12 protein-coding genes and 1 tRNA gene are annotated in these 14,201 nt (G+C 62.6%); 5 read left to right on the top strand and 8 right to left on the bottom strand.

Annotation, left to right across the window (positions count from 1 at the left end; genetic code table 11):
• Window positions 1-282: 282 nt before the first annotated feature.
• Window positions 283-717: a hypothetical protein gene (locus ACYU70_RS07515; RefSeq protein WP_342298449.1), complete on the bottom strand. Its 435-nt coding sequence runs from the start codon at window positions 715-717 to the stop codon at window positions 283-285.
• A 156-nt stretch (window positions 718-873) separates the two neighbouring features.
• Window positions 874-3,906 carry a CheR family methyltransferase gene (locus ACYU70_RS07520; RefSeq protein WP_342298451.1) on the bottom strand — a complete coding sequence of 1,011 codons (3,033 nt, stop codon included), beginning with the start codon at window positions 3,904-3,906 and terminating at the stop codon, window positions 874-876.
• Window positions 3,907-4,032: 126 nt separating this feature from the next.
• On the opposite strand from ACYU70_RS07520, the gene ACYU70_RS07525 reads away from it, so the two are divergent.
• On the top strand, window positions 4,033-5,049 hold the full coding sequence (locus ACYU70_RS07525; RefSeq protein WP_342295345.1) for a chemotaxis protein CheB: 1,017 nt from the start codon (window positions 4,033-4,035) through the stop codon (window positions 5,047-5,049).
• 30 nt (window positions 5,050-5,079) lie between these two features.
• Here ACYU70_RS07525 and ACYU70_RS07530 read toward each other — a convergent pair whose 3' ends face one another.
• Window positions 5,080-5,436, bottom strand: coding sequence for an STAS domain-containing protein (locus tag ACYU70_RS07530; protein ID WP_342295346.1), 357 nt, complete (start codon window positions 5,434-5,436; stop codon window positions 5,080-5,082).
• A 445-nt stretch (window positions 5,437-5,881) separates the two neighbouring features.
• Between ACYU70_RS07530 and ACYU70_RS07535 the strand changes: the two genes are divergently transcribed.
• Window positions 5,882-6,253 carry a DoxX family protein gene (locus tag ACYU70_RS07535; RefSeq protein WP_342295347.1) on the top strand — a complete coding sequence of 124 codons (372 nt, stop codon included), beginning with the start codon at window positions 5,882-5,884 and terminating at the stop codon, window positions 6,251-6,253.
• Between the two features lie 186 nt (window positions 6,254-6,439).
• Complete coding sequence (locus tag ACYU70_RS07540) at window positions 6,440-8,230, top strand: ABC transporter ATP-binding protein (RefSeq protein WP_342295348.1); 1,791 nt, start codon at window positions 6,440-6,442, stop codon at window positions 8,228-8,230.
• A 265-nt stretch (window positions 8,231-8,495) separates the two neighbouring features.
• Here the strand turns inward: ACYU70_RS07540 and ACYU70_RS07545 are convergent, their stop codons facing one another.
• Together ACYU70_RS07545 and ACYU70_RS07550 are read right to left on the bottom strand one after the other, a co-directional pair.
• Window positions 8,496-9,326 (bottom strand): polyphosphate kinase 2 family protein, encoded by an 831-nt coding sequence (locus ACYU70_RS07545; RefSeq protein WP_342295349.1) that lies wholly within the window; start codon window positions 9,324-9,326, stop codon window positions 8,496-8,498.
• A gap of 20 nt (window positions 9,327-9,346) precedes the next feature.
• The gene (locus ACYU70_RS07550) at window positions 9,347-10,075 is read right to left on the bottom strand and encodes a VIT1/CCC1 transporter family protein (protein WP_342295350.1); all 729 of its coding nucleotides are present in this window, start codon (window positions 10,073-10,075) and stop codon (window positions 9,347-9,349) included.
• A gap of 117 nt (window positions 10,076-10,192) precedes the next feature.
• Here ACYU70_RS07550 and ACYU70_RS07555 point away from each other — a divergent pair, with 117 nt between their 5' ends.
• Window positions 10,193-10,894, top strand: a complete 702-nt coding sequence (locus ACYU70_RS07555; RefSeq protein ID WP_342295351.1) for a Dps family protein — start codon at window positions 10,193-10,195, stop codon at window positions 10,892-10,894.
• A gap of 70 nt (window positions 10,895-10,964) precedes the next feature.
• Here ACYU70_RS07555 and ACYU70_RS07560 read toward each other — a convergent pair whose 3' ends face one another.
• Window positions 10,965-11,429, bottom strand: a complete 465-nt coding sequence (locus ACYU70_RS07560; protein WP_342295352.1) for a low affinity iron permease family protein — start codon at window positions 11,427-11,429, stop codon at window positions 10,965-10,967.
• 198 nt (window positions 11,430-11,627) lie between these two features.
• Here ACYU70_RS07560 and ACYU70_RS07565 point away from each other — a divergent pair.
• A tRNA-Leu gene (locus ACYU70_RS07565) sits at window positions 11,628-11,709 on the top strand.
• A gap of 71 nt (window positions 11,710-11,780) precedes the next feature.
• On the opposite strand, the gene ACYU70_RS07570 is transcribed toward ACYU70_RS07565, so the two are convergent.
• Window positions 11,781-13,334 carry an NFACT RNA binding domain-containing protein gene (locus tag ACYU70_RS07570; protein WP_342295353.1) on the bottom strand — a complete coding sequence of 518 codons (1,554 nt, stop codon included), beginning with the start codon at window positions 13,332-13,334 and terminating at the stop codon, window positions 11,781-11,783.
• Between the two features lie 78 nt (window positions 13,335-13,412).
• Window positions 13,413-14,180: an MBL fold metallo-hydrolase gene (locus ACYU70_RS07575; protein WP_342295354.1), complete on the bottom strand. Its 768-nt coding sequence runs from the start codon at window positions 14,178-14,180 to the stop codon at window positions 13,413-13,415.
• Window positions 14,181-14,201: the final 21 nt, after the last annotated feature.

Consider the following 14,201-nt stretch of genomic DNA (forward strand, 5'->3'; position numbering starts at 1 on the left):
TATGCTTGGCATTAATACCCAAGTGACGGATGTTAGCAATTAACTGATTGATGTTAGCGATAGAATGATTTATATGGGCAATAGAATGATGGATGTGAACAATCGGATGATGTATATTGGCAATCGGATAACGTGTGTGGGCAATCGGGTGACGGATGTGGGCAATCGGGTGACGGGTGTGGGCAGTCGAGTGACGGGTGTGGGCAGTCGGGTGACGGGTGTGGGCAATCGGATGACGGGTGTGGGCAATCGGGTGACGGGTGTGGGCAATCGGCCGCCCCCCTACCCCGGCCGGCTCATGAGCCAGGCCACGGCCGCCCCCTCGTCATAAAACAGGCCCGCCTGGTACGGGCGCTCCTCGGCCAGGGCCGCGCCCACGGCGGCGGCCACCGTGGGGTCGGTGTGCAGCTGCTGGAAACGGGCAAGGGAGCAGATGACGGCCAGCCGCAGCGGGTGCGGGGCGAGCCGGGCCGCCGCCATCGGCAAAAACTCGTGGGTGAGCCACGCCGCCACCTCCAGGTTGAGCGGGCCGGTGCTGCGGGCATCGAGCAGCCACCGGGCGCAGCAGTGGCGGCGGGCCAGCGCCAGCGCCGCCTGATATGATTTGCGGGCCTCGGCCGGGGTATAGGGTCCCAACCAGCGCAGCAGCACCGCATCGAGGCTTTCGTGATAGGCCAGCGAATAGGTGGGCGCGGGGATAACGGATACGGCTTGCATAGATACGGGGAAGGCTTGCATGGCTAAATATATAACAACCATTATATCAAGCAAACCCCTGGCCAGTGCCCTCCCCCGCGCGGCCCGGCCTGGCGGGGCTTGCAGGCCAGTGAATCCGTATTTATACCCTGCTCAAAATCCGTATTTGTCCGGCGGCTAGGCCGGCACCACCTCCACGCCCAGCAGCAGGCGGCCGGTGCGCGCCCCGCCGCTGGTGAGGGGCCGCCCAAACAGCCGCAGCGTGTGGGGGCCGGCCCCGGGGAAATCGGCCGTGTAAGGAAAGTCCAGAAAGGGCTGCTCCGGGTGGCGCAGGGTGGTTTCGAGGCGCTCGCGCAGGGCGGGCTGCTGCCAGGCCCCGCCGTCGAGCTCGCGCAGCAGCCGGCCCTTGCTCTGCTCGCGGTCGAGTTTGAACAGCGTGGCAAAGGCCTCGCTGATGGCCAGTACGCGCTGCTCGTTATCGAGCACGAGCAAGGGCTCGCGCAGGGTTTCCACGATGCTTTCGGCAAAGCGGGCGCTTTCCTGGAGCTGGGCCTCGAGGGTTTTGAGGTCGGTGATGTCGGTGAAGGTGATGACGGCCCCGCTGATGTAGTTGTCGAGGGTGCGGTAGGGCAATATGCGCATCGCATACCACTGGCCCTGGGTGGTCTGGATGTTGGCCTCCACGGTCACCAGCTTGTCGAGCACCTGGCGCACGTCCTGCTCCAGGGTTTCGCGGCGCAGGTTGTTGGCAAAGTGCATGATGGGGCGGCCCACGTCGGTGGGCAGCAGGCTCACAATGCGGTGCACGGGCGGCGTAAACCGCTTTATCACCATGTCGTTGTCCAGGAAGATGGTGGCGATTTCCGTGGCATCGAGCAGGTTCTTCATGTCGTTGGCGGCCTGGCTCAGCTCCTCGGTTTTGGTGAGGTACTGCATGTTGAGGGTCATCAGCTCCTCGTTCAGGCTCTGCATTTCCTCCTTGTTGGTCATGGCCTCCTCGTTGGTGCTTTGCAGCTCCTCGTTGGCGCTCTGCAGCTCCTCGTTGGTGCTCTTCAGCTCTTCCACGCTGCTTTCCATCTCCTCGATGGTGGTTTGGAGGCGGTGCTTGGTGTAGTGGAGCTCCTTTTCCAGGGTTTGCACCTGGGCGTCGTGGTCGGGGGCCAGGGTGGCCTTGCCCAGGCGCACCTTGCGGGGCGTGGGCTGCTCCTCAAACACCACCAGCAGCAGGCCGGCCAGGGGCTCGCCCTCTTCCAGCACCTTCACCGTGACGCGCAGCAGCTGCACGCCGGCATCGAGGCGCAGCTTCACGCCCTCGGCCACCACGTCCTGGCGGGTGGCCACGGCCTGGTGCACGGCCTCGCTCAGCTCGTAGTTGAGCTCTTCGCGGGCCATGTCGAACACGTTCATGGCGCCCAGGCCGGGGGCGGGCTCCAGGTAGCGGCCGGTGCGGCCGTTCACGTACAGGATTTCGCCTTTGGGGTTGATGACCACGGCGGGTGGGGTGTACTGGCGCAGCAGCACGCGCTGGACCAGCGCGGCAAACGGGCCCTCTTTGCGGGCGGGGTGGGATGTCATGGGACCAGCGGTAGAAGCAGGCGCGGCCTGGGCGTGTTGCCGGGCCAGCGCGAAAGGGAAATTGGCCAGCCGCGTGAGCGACGACGGCGTATCGGTGCGGCGCGAAATCTTCCATTTCACGTCCAGCGGCAGAAACAAATCCTGGAAGCCGGTGAGATTTTCGCTCGGCCCCAGAAACAGCAGCCCGCCCGGGTTCAGGGCGTAGTGGAAGATGGGCACGAGGTTTTTCTGGAGCTCGGCCGAGAGGTAGATGAGCAGATTGCGGCACACCAGCAGGTCGAGCTTGGTGAAGGGCGCGTCCTTGTTCAAATCGTGCACGGCAAACACCACCACGTCGCGCACCTCCTTTTTGATGCGGTAGCCGTCTTCGTCTTTGGTGAAAAAGCGCCGCAGCCGCTCGGGGCTCACGTCGGCCGTCACGTTCTCGGGGTACAGCCCCGCGCGGGCAAAGTCGATGGCGTCGGGGTTGATGTCGGTGGCAAAAATCTGGAGCTTGAGGTAGCTGGGCGGCGTCATTTCGCCCATGCATTCGAGCAGGGTGATGGCCAGGCTGTAGGCTTCCTCGCCCGTGGAGCAGCCCGGGGCCCACGCCCGCACGGTGCTGTCGGCAGGCTTGCCGCGCAGCAGTGGCAGCAGCCGCACCTTAAGCTGCTCAAACGCGTCGCGGTCGCGGAAGAACTTGGTCACGCCGATGAGCAGCTCCTTGAACAGGGCGTCCACTTCGGCCGGGTTTTCCTGGAGGTAGCGCACGTACTGGGTAAACTCCCGAATCTGGTGCGAGTTCATGCGCCGGTCGATGCGCCGGAACACTGTGTTGCGCTTGTAGAAGCTGAAGTCGTGCCCCGTTTTGGCCCGGATGAGGTGAAAAATCTTTTGCAGGGCGTGGGCCGGGCGGGTGCTGCCGTCGGCCTCCTCGCGGCGGGGGCGGGTGTCGGGGTGGCGCACGTAGTCGAGCAGCTTGGCTGGCAGCTGCTCGGCGGGCAGCACAAAATCCACAAACTCGGTGGCCATCGCCGAGCGCGGCATCGAGTCGAACTCGGCCGTTTCAGGGGCCTGCACCATCACCATCCCAAAGTTTTCCATCACCATTTTCAGGCCCAGCGTGCCATCCGAGCCCAGCCCCGAGCAGATGATGCACACCGCCCGGTCGCGCGCGTCCTTGGCCAGGCTCTGGAAAAAGAAGTCGATGGGCAGCCGGTGCCCCGTGGGCTGGGTGGGCGCAAACAGCAGCAGCATGCCGTGCAGAATGCTCATGTCGCGGCCGGGCGGAATCACGTACACGTTATTGGGGCGCACCCGCAGGCCGTCGCTGGCCTCCTGCACCGGCATTTTGGTGAAGTGCTGCAGCACCTGCGCCAGCTCCGACGGCTGGTCGGGCATGAGGTGCGTCACCACCATAAAAGCCATTCCACAATCGGCCGGCATGGCCCGAAAGAACCCCTCAAACGCCGCCAGCGACCCCGCCGAGCCGCCCAGCGCCACCAGCGGAAACTTGTCGGCCACGTGCTCGGGCTGCCGGGCCTCGCGGGCCAGCGTGCCGGTGATGGGCTCATCGCCGTCGCGGGGCATTTCGCCGGCCGGGGTGATGTGGATGCCGGGTTCGTCGGGCGCGGACGCCGAATGGGTGGGATTCATAAAACAACAGACGTGAAAGGCCGCGCTCCCTTTGGAGGTGGGCCAAAGCAAATTTACCGGAAAAAGACCGGGGCCTTCGCCGTTTCGCCGGATTTGCCGTAGGAAATACTATTTTCCGCGCTTCCCATGTCAGCTCCTACTTATTTGATTGTAGTTGGCACCTCGGCCGGCGGTATGCCGGCCCTGGTCGAATTCGTAACCAATCTTCCGGCTACCATTCCCGCCGCCATTCTGGTGGTACAGCACTTCGCCCCCGATGCCGACGGCCAGCACCTGGTGGAGCGGCTGGGCCGCCACACCGCCCTGCCCTGCCGCCTGCCCACCGACGGCGAGGTGCTGAAGGCCGGCACCCTCTACCTGGCCCCGCCCGACCGCCACCTGCTGGCCAAGGATGGCAGCGTGCCCCACCTGCTCGTGACCAAAGGCCCGCGCGAAAACCACTACCGCCCCGCCATCGACGCCCTGTTCCGCTCGGCGGCGGTGGCCTACGGGGCGCGGGCGGTGGGCGTGGTGCTCACGGGGATGCTGCACGACGGCACGGCCGGCCTGGAATTCATCAAGCGCTGCGGCGGCATTGCCATCGTGCAAGACCCCCACGAAGCGGCATTCCCGAGCATGCCCGAATCGGCCCTGCAAAACGTGGACGTGGACTACGTGGTGCCCCTAAGCCAGATGGCGGCCCTGCTGGATGAAATCACCCACAGTCCCCCGCCTCAGCGCCAGCCCATCATTCCCGAAGACCTGAAGCAGGAAGCCGCCATTGCGGAAAGAGTGGTGGGCGATACCATCGCCGTTGATAGCATCGCCCACCTGGTGCCCCTCACCTGCCCCGACTGCGGCGGCAACCTCTGGGAAGTGAACGAGGGCAAAGTGCTGCGCTACCGCTGCCACACCGGCCACGCCTACACCGCCGACGGCCTGCTGCACAATTCCCAGCAGCAACTCGAAGAAACCCTCTGGGTGGCCCTGCGCATGATGGAGGAGCGCAAAAACCTGCTCACCGGCATGGCCGCGCGCGACGAGGGCGCCTACTCGGCGCAACGAGCAGAAAAGCTGAACGAAATCAAAATGCACATCAACCGCCTGCGCGAGTTTCTGCTCAGTGGCAGCAGCCCCACCACCGTTGCCACGCCCGAAGACTAGCGGCGCGGGGGCCGTGAGCGGGCGACGGGCTTAGGCCTCCAGGCCCCAGTCGTGCCAGCTGGCCTGGCGGGCGGCGTCCAGCAGCGTGGGCACCATGCAGGGCGCGGGGCCCAGCTCCTGCTCCAGCAGCTCGCGCTTCACGCGCTCGGGCACGTGCACCAGCACCAGCTGCGCGTGTTTTTCCTGAAGCTGAAAGTGCGAGTTCCACAGCAGTCGGGCGGCTTCGGTCGACAACGATTCCAACATGCCGCAATCGACCCACACCGAGGGCTTGCCGCTGCGCTGCGCCCGGCGCAGCCAGCGCGCCAGCACCGATTCCGGCTCGCCCTGGCGGCCGGGAGCCAGGATGAGCAGGTAGCTCTCCGGCAGCATTTCATGGTATATCACATGCATAACGAATAGAATTTAAGCAGTTGTCAAACAGACATAAACAAGATATTTTGATACCATGCGGCAACCTATCGTGTAATGTTGATACAAATTACGCCGGCAGGACAAGTTGATACCAAGCTAAAAATACTGGTTTTACTATGTATAAATACTTAAACTATTGTTGGGATAAATTTCATTATTCAGTCTTTTCCCTGCTCATCGTCCTGCCCGACATTTCCGGGCAAAAATGGGTAGACCATCATAACGAAAGTTAAACATAGATTTATATATATACAATAACCGGCTATTAAATTTCCGTTCCACCGCAGACCAACCAAAACATCTTTCCCCGATAATCGTCTCCATTTTGCCGACATTGGCGACGGGGCAGACGTCAGGCGCAACAGCAACCGCCCCAAAACCGCCTTATTAACCTTTTTCCACCTTTCACCTCTTCACTATGAGCCCTTCCGTACGCAACATCATCGCCTGGATTTTGCAGGCTCTGCTGGCCGCCATGTTCATCTATGGCGGCAGCCACAAGCTGATGGACCTGCCCGGCACCATGAAAATGTTCGAAGGCCTGGGCATGCCGGGCTGGTTCGGCGGCTTCATTGGTGGGGCCGAGCTGCTGGGCGGCATTGGTCTGCTTATCCCCCGCACGGTGCGCCCGGCGGCCATGGGCCTTATCATCATCATGATTGGAGCCGTGTTCATGCACGCCACCAAAATCCCCGGCGGGCTGGCCAAGGGTGTGCCGGCCATTGTGGCGCTGGTTCTGCTGGTAGTAGTGCTGATGCTGCGCAGCCGCACCGAGGCGCGGGCGGTCTAAAGACGGAGCTGGCCTGTCATTCCGGCGAAGGAGGAATCTGAGTCAAACCGTTCAAACAACTTTGCTCAGATTCCTCCTTCGCCGGAATGACAACCGAGCCTTGCTTCTAACCTAAACCATTGCCGCCCGGCCGGGTTGCTTGCCTTCTGGCCGGCCCGGCCGGGCTACTTGTGTGTTCCCTTTGTCATGAAAATCCTTTATAGCTACCTGCGCAACTACTGGCCGCTGCTGGTGCTGGCCCTCGGGCTGGCCGCCGTGAACCAGGTGTTCTCGCTGCTCGACCCATATTTCTTCCGCAAGCTCATCGACCATTTTGCGCCCAAGGGCGGCGATTTGGGCGCGATTCATCTGGTGCCGTTCGGGCCGTTTCTGCGCGAGGCGCTGCCCTACATCGGGCTGATGCTGGGCGCGGCCATGGTGTCGCGCATCGCCAAAAACTTCCAGGATTATTACGTCAACGTCATCACCCAGCGGCTGGGGGCCAAGATGTATTCCGACGGCCTGCGCCACTCGCTGGAGCTGCCCTACCAGGTGTTTGAGGACCAGCGCTCGGGCGAGACGCTGGGCAAGCTCCAGAAGGTGCGGATTGACGTGGAAAAGCTCATTCAGAGCTTCGTGAACGTGCTGTTTACAGCGCTGGTGGGCATCATTTTCGTGATGTGGTACGCCATTACGGTGTACTGGCCCATTGCGCTGGGGTATTTCCTCACCATTCCGCTGCTGGGCATTCTGAGCTTTTTCCTGAGCAAGCGCATCAAGGTCATTCAGAAAACCATCGTGGCTGAGACGACGGCCCTGGCCGGCTCTACTACCGAGAGCCTGCGCAACATCGAGCTCATCAAAAGCCTGGGCCTGGCCCAGCAGGAAACCGAGCGCCTGAACGCCACCACCGACAAAATCCTGAAGCTGGAGCTGCGCAAAGTGCGCTACCTGCGCTCGCTGAGTTTCGTGCAGGGCACCTTCGTGAACCTGCTCCGCAACGTGATTGTGCTGCTGCTGCTGTACCTGCTGGTGCAGCGCCACATCAGCCTGGGGCAGTTTTTCTCGTTCTTCATCTACTCGTTCTCCATTTTCGGGCCGTTGCAGGAGCTGGGCAACATCATCGGGGTGTACCGCGAAACGGAGATTTCGCTGGGCAATTTCCAGACGATTCTCGACACGCCGAAGGACGTGAAGCCGGCCGACCCCAAGTCCGTCGCGCACATCGACAACTTAGCCTTCGACCACGTCAGCTTCCAGCACCTCACGGCCAAGGGCAAGGCGCTCACCAATATTTCCTTCGGGGTGAAGCTGGGCGAAACCATTGCTTTCGTAGGCCCCTCGGGCTCGGGCAAAACCACCTTGGTGAAGCTGCTGGTGGGCCTCTACCCGCCCCTGGCCGGCCAGATTCGCTACAACGGCATCCCCGGCGATGAAATCGACCTCGACGAATTGCGCGAGCAAATCGGCTTCGTAACGCAGGATACCCAGCTTTTCGCGGGCACCATCCGCGAAAACCTGCGCTTCGTGGCCCCCCACGCCACCGACGAAGAATGCCTGCTGGCCCTGCACCAGGCCGCAGCCGATACCCTGCTGGCCCGCGCCCCGCTCGGCCTCGATACCGTGATTGGCGAGGGCGGCGTGAAAGTGAGCGGCGGCGAAAAGCAGCGCCTCAGCATTGCCCGCGCGCTGTTGCGCAAGCCCACGCTCATGGTGTTCGATGAAGCCACGTCGGCCCTCGATTCGCTCACCGAAGAGGAAATCGGCAAGACGGTGCGGGAACTCTCCGGCTCACGCCAGCACATGACCATCCTCATTGCCCACCGCCTCAGCACCATCCTGCACGCCGACCGCATCTTCGTGCTGGAGCGCGGCCACATTGCCGAGCAGGGCGGCCACGCCGAACTGCTGGCCCAAAAAGGCCTCTACTACGCCATGTGGCGCCAGCAGATTGGCGAGCGCAAGGAGGCCGAGGTTACCAGCGCCGTGGCCGTTTAGCCCGCCAAATTGCACTTTATCGCCTGAAAATTCTCTGTTTTGTAGTCCGGTCGCGGCCGGAGGGCTTGGCAGAGCTCTGCCAGGCGCTCTGGACCAGACCGGAGCCCTAAAAAGAGCTCTGCCGAGCACTCCGGACTAGACCGGGGTGCTCGGCAGAGCTCTTTTAGGTAGTCCGGACTCGGCCGGGGCGCTCGGCAGAGCTCTTTTTACCCGTCCAGATTCGGCCGGAGGGCTTGGCAGAGCTCTGCGCGGACGGCCATTCCTCCTACTCAATCACCTGCGCCTTCGGGTCGAAATCGACGGTGGGCTGCTGGAGGTTCATGTCCTCCAGGGCGGCCACCACAATTTCGGTGATGGCCAGGTCGCGGCCCCACTTGTGGTTGGCGGGAATCACAAACCACGGCGCAGCACCGGAGGAGCACTGCCGCATGGCCTCCTGGTAGGCGGCCTGGTAGTCGGCCCAATGGGCGCGCTCCTTGAGGTCGTTGGGGTCGAATTTCCAGTTTTTGCTGGGGTCGTCGAGGCGGGCTTGCAGGCGCCGGGCCTGCTCCTCCTTGCTGATGTGGAGGAAGAATTTGAGGATGCGCGTGCCGTTATTGGTTAGCAGCTGCTCAAAATTATTGATGTCGGCGTAGTGCTGCTCGCAGGTTTTCTCGTCAATCATGCCGTGTACGCGGGTGATGAGCACGTCCTCGTAGTGCGAGCGGTTGAACACGCCAATATGGCCACGCTTGGGCGTCTGGGCATGGATGCGCCAGAGGAAATCGTGGTTCAGCTCCTCCGAGGTGGGCGCCTTGAAGTTGGCCACCTGCACGCCGGCCGGGTTCACGCCCGTGAGCAGGTTCTGGATGGCCCCGTCCTTGCCGCCCGTGTCCATGGCCTGCAGCACGATGAGCAGGCTGCGCGAGTGCTCGGCGTAAAGCAGCTCCTGGAGCGCGCTCAGGCGCTGGCGCAGCTGGAGCAGGCGCGGGCTGGCCTCCTGCTTGTCGTCGGGCTGGTGCTTGAAGGGCGTGATGTCGGCCGGGTCCACGTCGGCGAGGCGAAAGGACTTGCTGTTGACGAAAACGGCGGGGGTTTCGGGGAGCTTGAATTTCATGATGAGTTGAATAATAATTTCTACGCGCCGCCCACCAGCCGCGCAATGCCAAAGGCCGCCGCCGCTGCCAGCGCGCCTACCACGGCCATTTTCACGGCCCCGGCCACGGGCGGCTGCCCGGTCATGCGGCTCTTGAAGTAGCCAAACACGAACAAACACACCAGCGTGATGGCCGCCGACCACGCCAGCCCCTGCTGCGGCGTATCGGTCACAAAATAGGCGCTGAGCGGAATCAGCCCGCCCACCGCATAGGCCACGCTGATGGTGAACGCGCTTTTGGGGGCCTGTTTGGGGTCGGGCTCCTCCAGGCCCAGCTCGTACTTCATCATGAACTTCACCCACTGCTCGGGGTCGGCGGTGAGCTCGGCCACGGCCTGGCGGCGCGTTTCCGGGGAGAGGCCCATGTCGGCCAGCAACTCGTCTACTTCGGCGCGCTCTTTTTCCGGCACTTCCTGCACCTCGCGGTGCTCGCGGCTCAGCTCCGAGGCGTAGTGTTCTACCTCGGTGCGGCCGGCCAGGTAGCCGCCCAGGCCCATGGCAATGCTGCCGGCCACAATCTCGGCCAGCCCCGCCGTGATAACCAGACTGGACGACGACACGGCCCCGCTCAGCCCCGCCGCCAGCGCAAAGGGCACGGTGAGGCCATCGGAGAGGCCAATGACCACATCCTGCAGCATGGCCGAGCTGGTGAGGTGGTCTTCGGGATGCACGTCGTGTGGCAATTGGGTGGTGGTTTTTGGCTCGGTCATAATAGGAAATTTAAGAATGTGGCCTGAACCCGGCAAGGTGCTTTACGTACGCAGAAATAGAATTTTCGCTGCCGGAATATTTCGGCGGCCTGCCTCACCTCACTCGTTTTCATCATTATGGCTGCTCCCGCCAAAACCGCCGCTCCCAAAACCGCCGCACCCAAAAAAGCTGCCGCCCCGGCCGCCAAGAAAGCCCCCGCCAAAGCCGCTGCCTCCAACAACGGCAAAGGGGCCGGCACCAACGCCGCCGTCGACATCCAGCCCATCCTCAACCAGCAAAACCACGCCCCCGCGCCCACCCAGCGCTACGGCACCGTGAGCCAGCGCCTGCCCATCGGCCTCGACGAAGCCACCCGCCGGAGCAGCGTGACCATGCTCAACCAGCTCCTGGCCGATACCATCACGCTGCGCGACATGTACAAAAAACACCACTGGCAGGTAGTAGGCCCCACTTTCTACCAGCTGCATCTGCTGTTTGATAAGCACTACGAGGAGCAGGCGGTACTGGTCGATGCCATCGCCGAGCGCATCCAGATTCTGGGCGGCGTGGCCGTGGCCATGGCCCACGACGTGGCCGAGCTCAGCAGCATCCCCCGCGTGCCCCGCGACCGCGAAGAAGCCCCCGTACAAGTCTCACGCCTGCTCGACGGCCACCAGCGCCTCCTCAAAAACTGCCACGACTACGCCGGCAAAGCCGACGAAAGCGGCGACGACGGCACCAACGACCTCATCGTGAGCCAGCTCATCCGCACCAACGAAATGCAGGTCTGGTTCGTCTCGGAGCACGTAGTCGAGTCGCCCCTCACCCGGGCCGAGTAGCCTTAGATTAAACCACAAAAAAGGCTGCCGCATCATTTGCGGCAGCCTTTTTTGGTTTTGGTTTCAGTCGTTAGTCGACTTGCGCGGCCAGCTTTTCGCTGTGGTTGTCCTCAGCTTCTTCTATCGAATGGGTTTTGCCCAGGTCGTTGTCCTTCTTGGCCAGCTCGGCCAGCAGACAGTAGAAATCGTGCAGAGTCTTGATTTCCTCTTCCGAAAAGTCCTGCGCGTTGATAAGGCGGTTGCTGGCCCCCTGCTGGGCCGCAATCAGCTCGTTCAGCTTGAGGTGCAGCACCAGCGAATCCTTGTTCTGCGCCCGCTGAATGAGAAACACCATCAGAAACGTGATGATGGTGGTGCCCGTGTTGATGACCAGCTGCCAGGTTTCAGAATAATGAAACAGCGGCCCCGTGATGCCCCACACAATCACGATGCTCGCCGCAGTAACAAATGCGGCCGTAGAGCCCGAAAACTTGGTAATGGCCTCGGCCATGCGGCCGAAAAAGGAGTTTTTAGTGGGCAATGAGGAGGAATTCATGGCGTTTTTTCTGAAAAAAGGACGAAAAGCACCCTAGTGCTATTACGAAACCACAAGATAACCAGTTCAATGGTGGGGGCTTGGTGAAAAAGGCCAATAAAAGGTTGTGTGGCCAAAATCCTCCGGCTATCTTTGCACCCGCTTCGCCACCTCAGCGACGCCGGCCTCGGCCGAATACCCGGTTTAGTTGCTCTATTTGCGCACGTGGTGAAACTGGTAGACACGCCATCTTGAGGGGGTGGTGCCTTCGGGTGTGGGAGTTCGAATCTCCCCGCGCGCACGCAAATCGAAAGCCCGCTGCAAGTAATTGCAGCGGGCTTTTTCGTTTCTCTCACTGCCTCTAACTCTCTCCTACTCCCGCTCAAATGGGTTGCCGGGCTTCACCAGCACCACCCGCTCGCGCTCCACTACCACCTGGCCGGGCAGCGCGCCCTTGGGCTTGCGCACAAACTTCTTGGGCGTGACCGTGACCGGGCACAGCGTATCATGCTGGCGGCGCGAGTACCAGCCGGCCAGCATGGCGGCGTGCTCCACCACGGGTTCAGGCACAACCTGCCCCGCCTTGTGCCGGATGACGACGTGCGAGCCGGTCACGTCCTTGGCGTGCAGCCACAGGTCGTCCTTATGAGCATATTTCTGGGTGAGCAGGTCGTTATTCGCCGCGTTGCGGCCCACCAAAATGGTGAAGCCCCGGTCCTCAAAAACTTTGAAGGGAAGTTCCGTGGCCGCTTTGGCCGCCGTGGGCGTGGGGTCGAGGCCGTGCTGCTTGCGCCAGGTGCGCAGGCCGCGCAACTCGGCCAGGGCGGGCTGGGTGTCCATCTCCTCAAGGCGCTCCAGGGCCGTGAGGGCTTCGGCCTCGCGGCGAGCAATGCGCTCACTGAGCTGGCGCTCTTCGATTTGCTGGTTTTTGCCCTTGCGGTAAAGGTTTTCGGCGGTGAGCTGGGGTTTTTCGGTGCGCTTCAGCTTGATGGTTTTGGGCTGGTTGGTGTAGAAATCCAGCACTTCGATTTGGGTGGCCCCGGCCGGAATCTCGTGCAGGTGCGCCATGATGAGGTCGGCGGTGTGGCGGTAGCCGGCCTCGTGAGCCAGGGCATGGAGGCGTTGGCGGGCGTGGGCGGCGGCGGTACTGGCCTCGTCGGCGCGGCGCTCCAGCAGCTGGCGAAGCTGCTTGGTTTCCATTTCGAGGGCACGGCGGCCCAGAGCCATGGGCACGAAGCGGCGCAGGGCGACCACGGGGTCGTCGCCGGCAAAGGTTTCCAGCGCTTCGCCCAGCGGCAGCAGGCTGAGGCGCGTGCGGCCGTCGAGCTGGATGATGTAGTATTGGGCCGGCTTTTCGAGCTGGGCCAATACCTGGTTCACCAAGCGGGTTTTGGTTTCGGGCGGGGCTAGGTCGTAGCCGTTTTCGCGCAGGTAGCGCAGGGGCAAATCGGCGAGCGGCGGCGGGAGTTTCCCGGCAACTGGAGGCGTAGTAGCTGGCTGGGGCCGCAGGTCAGCATCAGCCAGCAGCTTTTGGTGGAAAAGCTGGGCTTTGGCATCCGGCGCAGTGCGGAAAATGGCATTGGGGCGCGGGCCGTATAGCTTGAATACGAGGCGGGCACCGCTACGGAAATTTAGTTGCAGCACCCGGTCCTGGGGCCAGGCGGCCACGGTTTCGACCTGCTGGCCCAGCATGTCCGGGAACAAATCGACGGAATTGGCGCGGGCACGCTGGAAGGTTTCGGGCAACGCCAGGGCCGGAAAATTGGCTCCCAGCTGCGCTTTCAGCCAGAACTCAGCCGTGCCGCTGGTGAGTCCGATGACCAGCTCATCCTTTTCCTGCGTGAAGCAAACGGCCACGCGGTAGCCCCGCAGCCGCTCGGTGAGCGCGGGGGCCAGCTGGCGCAGGAAATAGTAGTTGGTGTGCATGGATGTAGCGCGGACTTTGCGAGTCCGCGAGTGTGGTGCTAACTCGGTTGTTCAATTCGCGGACTCGCAAAGTCCGCGCTACACCTCCACTTTCAGCCCATCATACGCCAGCCGAATCCAGCTAGGCAGTTCGGCTTCTACCTCGCGGTGCAGGCCCAGCTGGTGGCTGATGTGGGTGAGGTAGGCGCGTTTGGGTGCGGCTTCTTCGAGCACGGCCACGGCCTGGGCCAGGGTGAAGTGCGAGATGTGCTCCTCGCGGCGCAGGGCGTTGAGCACGATGACGTCGGCATCGCGGAGCTGGGCGCGGGTTTCGGGGCCGAGGTGGTTGGCATCCGTCAGGTAGCAAAAGCCGCCGATGCGGAAGCCCAGCACCGGCAGGCGGTGGTGCATGGCTCGGAGGGGCAGCACGGGAACGCCCAGCACGTCAAACGGCACGTCATCGCGCTCGATGGGGTGCAGCGTCACGCGGGGCACGCCGGGGTACTTGTGCTCGGCAAAAATGTAGGCAAACTCCTGCCGGAGCTGCTGCAGCACCCGGGGCTCGGCAAAAACCGGCATGTCAGTCTGCTGCCGGAAGTTGAAGGCCCGGATGTCGTCGAGGCCGGCGGTGTGGTCCTTGTGCTCGTGGGTGAAGAGCAGGGCGTCGAGGTGGGTGACGCGGGCGCGCAGCATCTGCTGGCGGAAATCGGGGCCAGAATCGACCACGAAGCTGCGGCCGTCCACTTCCAGGTGCACGGACACGCGCAGGCGGTGGTCGCGGTGGTCGAGCGAGCGGCACACCACGCAGGTGCAGCCAATCATCGGCACGCCGGAAGACGTGCCTGTACCTAAGAACGTTACTTGCACTGCGTTTGAATTATGAATTAT

Source organism: Hymenobacter segetis (genome assembly GCF_054776495.1).

What these genes read in the sequence shown, in the direction of transcription:
- ACYU70_RS07515 (WP_342298449.1), bottom strand. Translation starts at nt 717, where the DNA reads ATGCAAGCCGTATCCGTTATCCCCGCGCCCACCTATTCGCTGGCCTAT.
- ACYU70_RS07520 (WP_342298451.1), bottom strand. Translation starts at nt 3,906, where the DNA reads ATGAATCCCACCCATTCGGCGTCCGCGCCCGACGAACCCGGCATCCAC.
- ACYU70_RS07525 (WP_342295345.1), top strand. Translation starts at nt 4,033, where the DNA reads ATGTCAGCTCCTACTTATTTGATTGTAGTTGGCACCTCGGCCGGCGGT.
- ACYU70_RS07535 (WP_342295347.1), top strand. Translation starts at nt 5,882, where the DNA reads ATGAGCCCTTCCGTACGCAACATCATCGCCTGGATTTTGCAGGCTCTG.
- ACYU70_RS07540 (WP_342295348.1), top strand. Translation starts at nt 6,440, where the DNA reads ATGAAAATCCTTTATAGCTACCTGCGCAACTACTGGCCGCTGCTGGTG.
- ACYU70_RS07545 (WP_342295349.1), bottom strand. Translation starts at nt 9,326, where the DNA reads ATGAAATTCAAGCTCCCCGAAACCCCCGCCGTTTTCGTCAACAGCAAG.
- ACYU70_RS07550 (WP_342295350.1), bottom strand. Translation starts at nt 10,075, where the DNA reads ATGACCGAGCCAAAAACCACCACCCAATTGCCACACGACGTGCATCCC.
- ACYU70_RS07555 (WP_342295351.1), top strand. Translation starts at nt 10,193, where the DNA reads ATGGCTGCTCCCGCCAAAACCGCCGCTCCCAAAACCGCCGCACCCAAA.
- ACYU70_RS07560 (WP_342295352.1), bottom strand. Translation starts at nt 11,429, where the DNA reads ATGAATTCCTCCTCATTGCCCACTAAAAACTCCTTTTTCGGCCGCATG.
- ACYU70_RS07570 (WP_342295353.1), bottom strand. Translation starts at nt 13,334, where the DNA reads ATGCACACCAACTACTATTTCCTGCGCCAGCTGGCCCCCGCGCTCACC.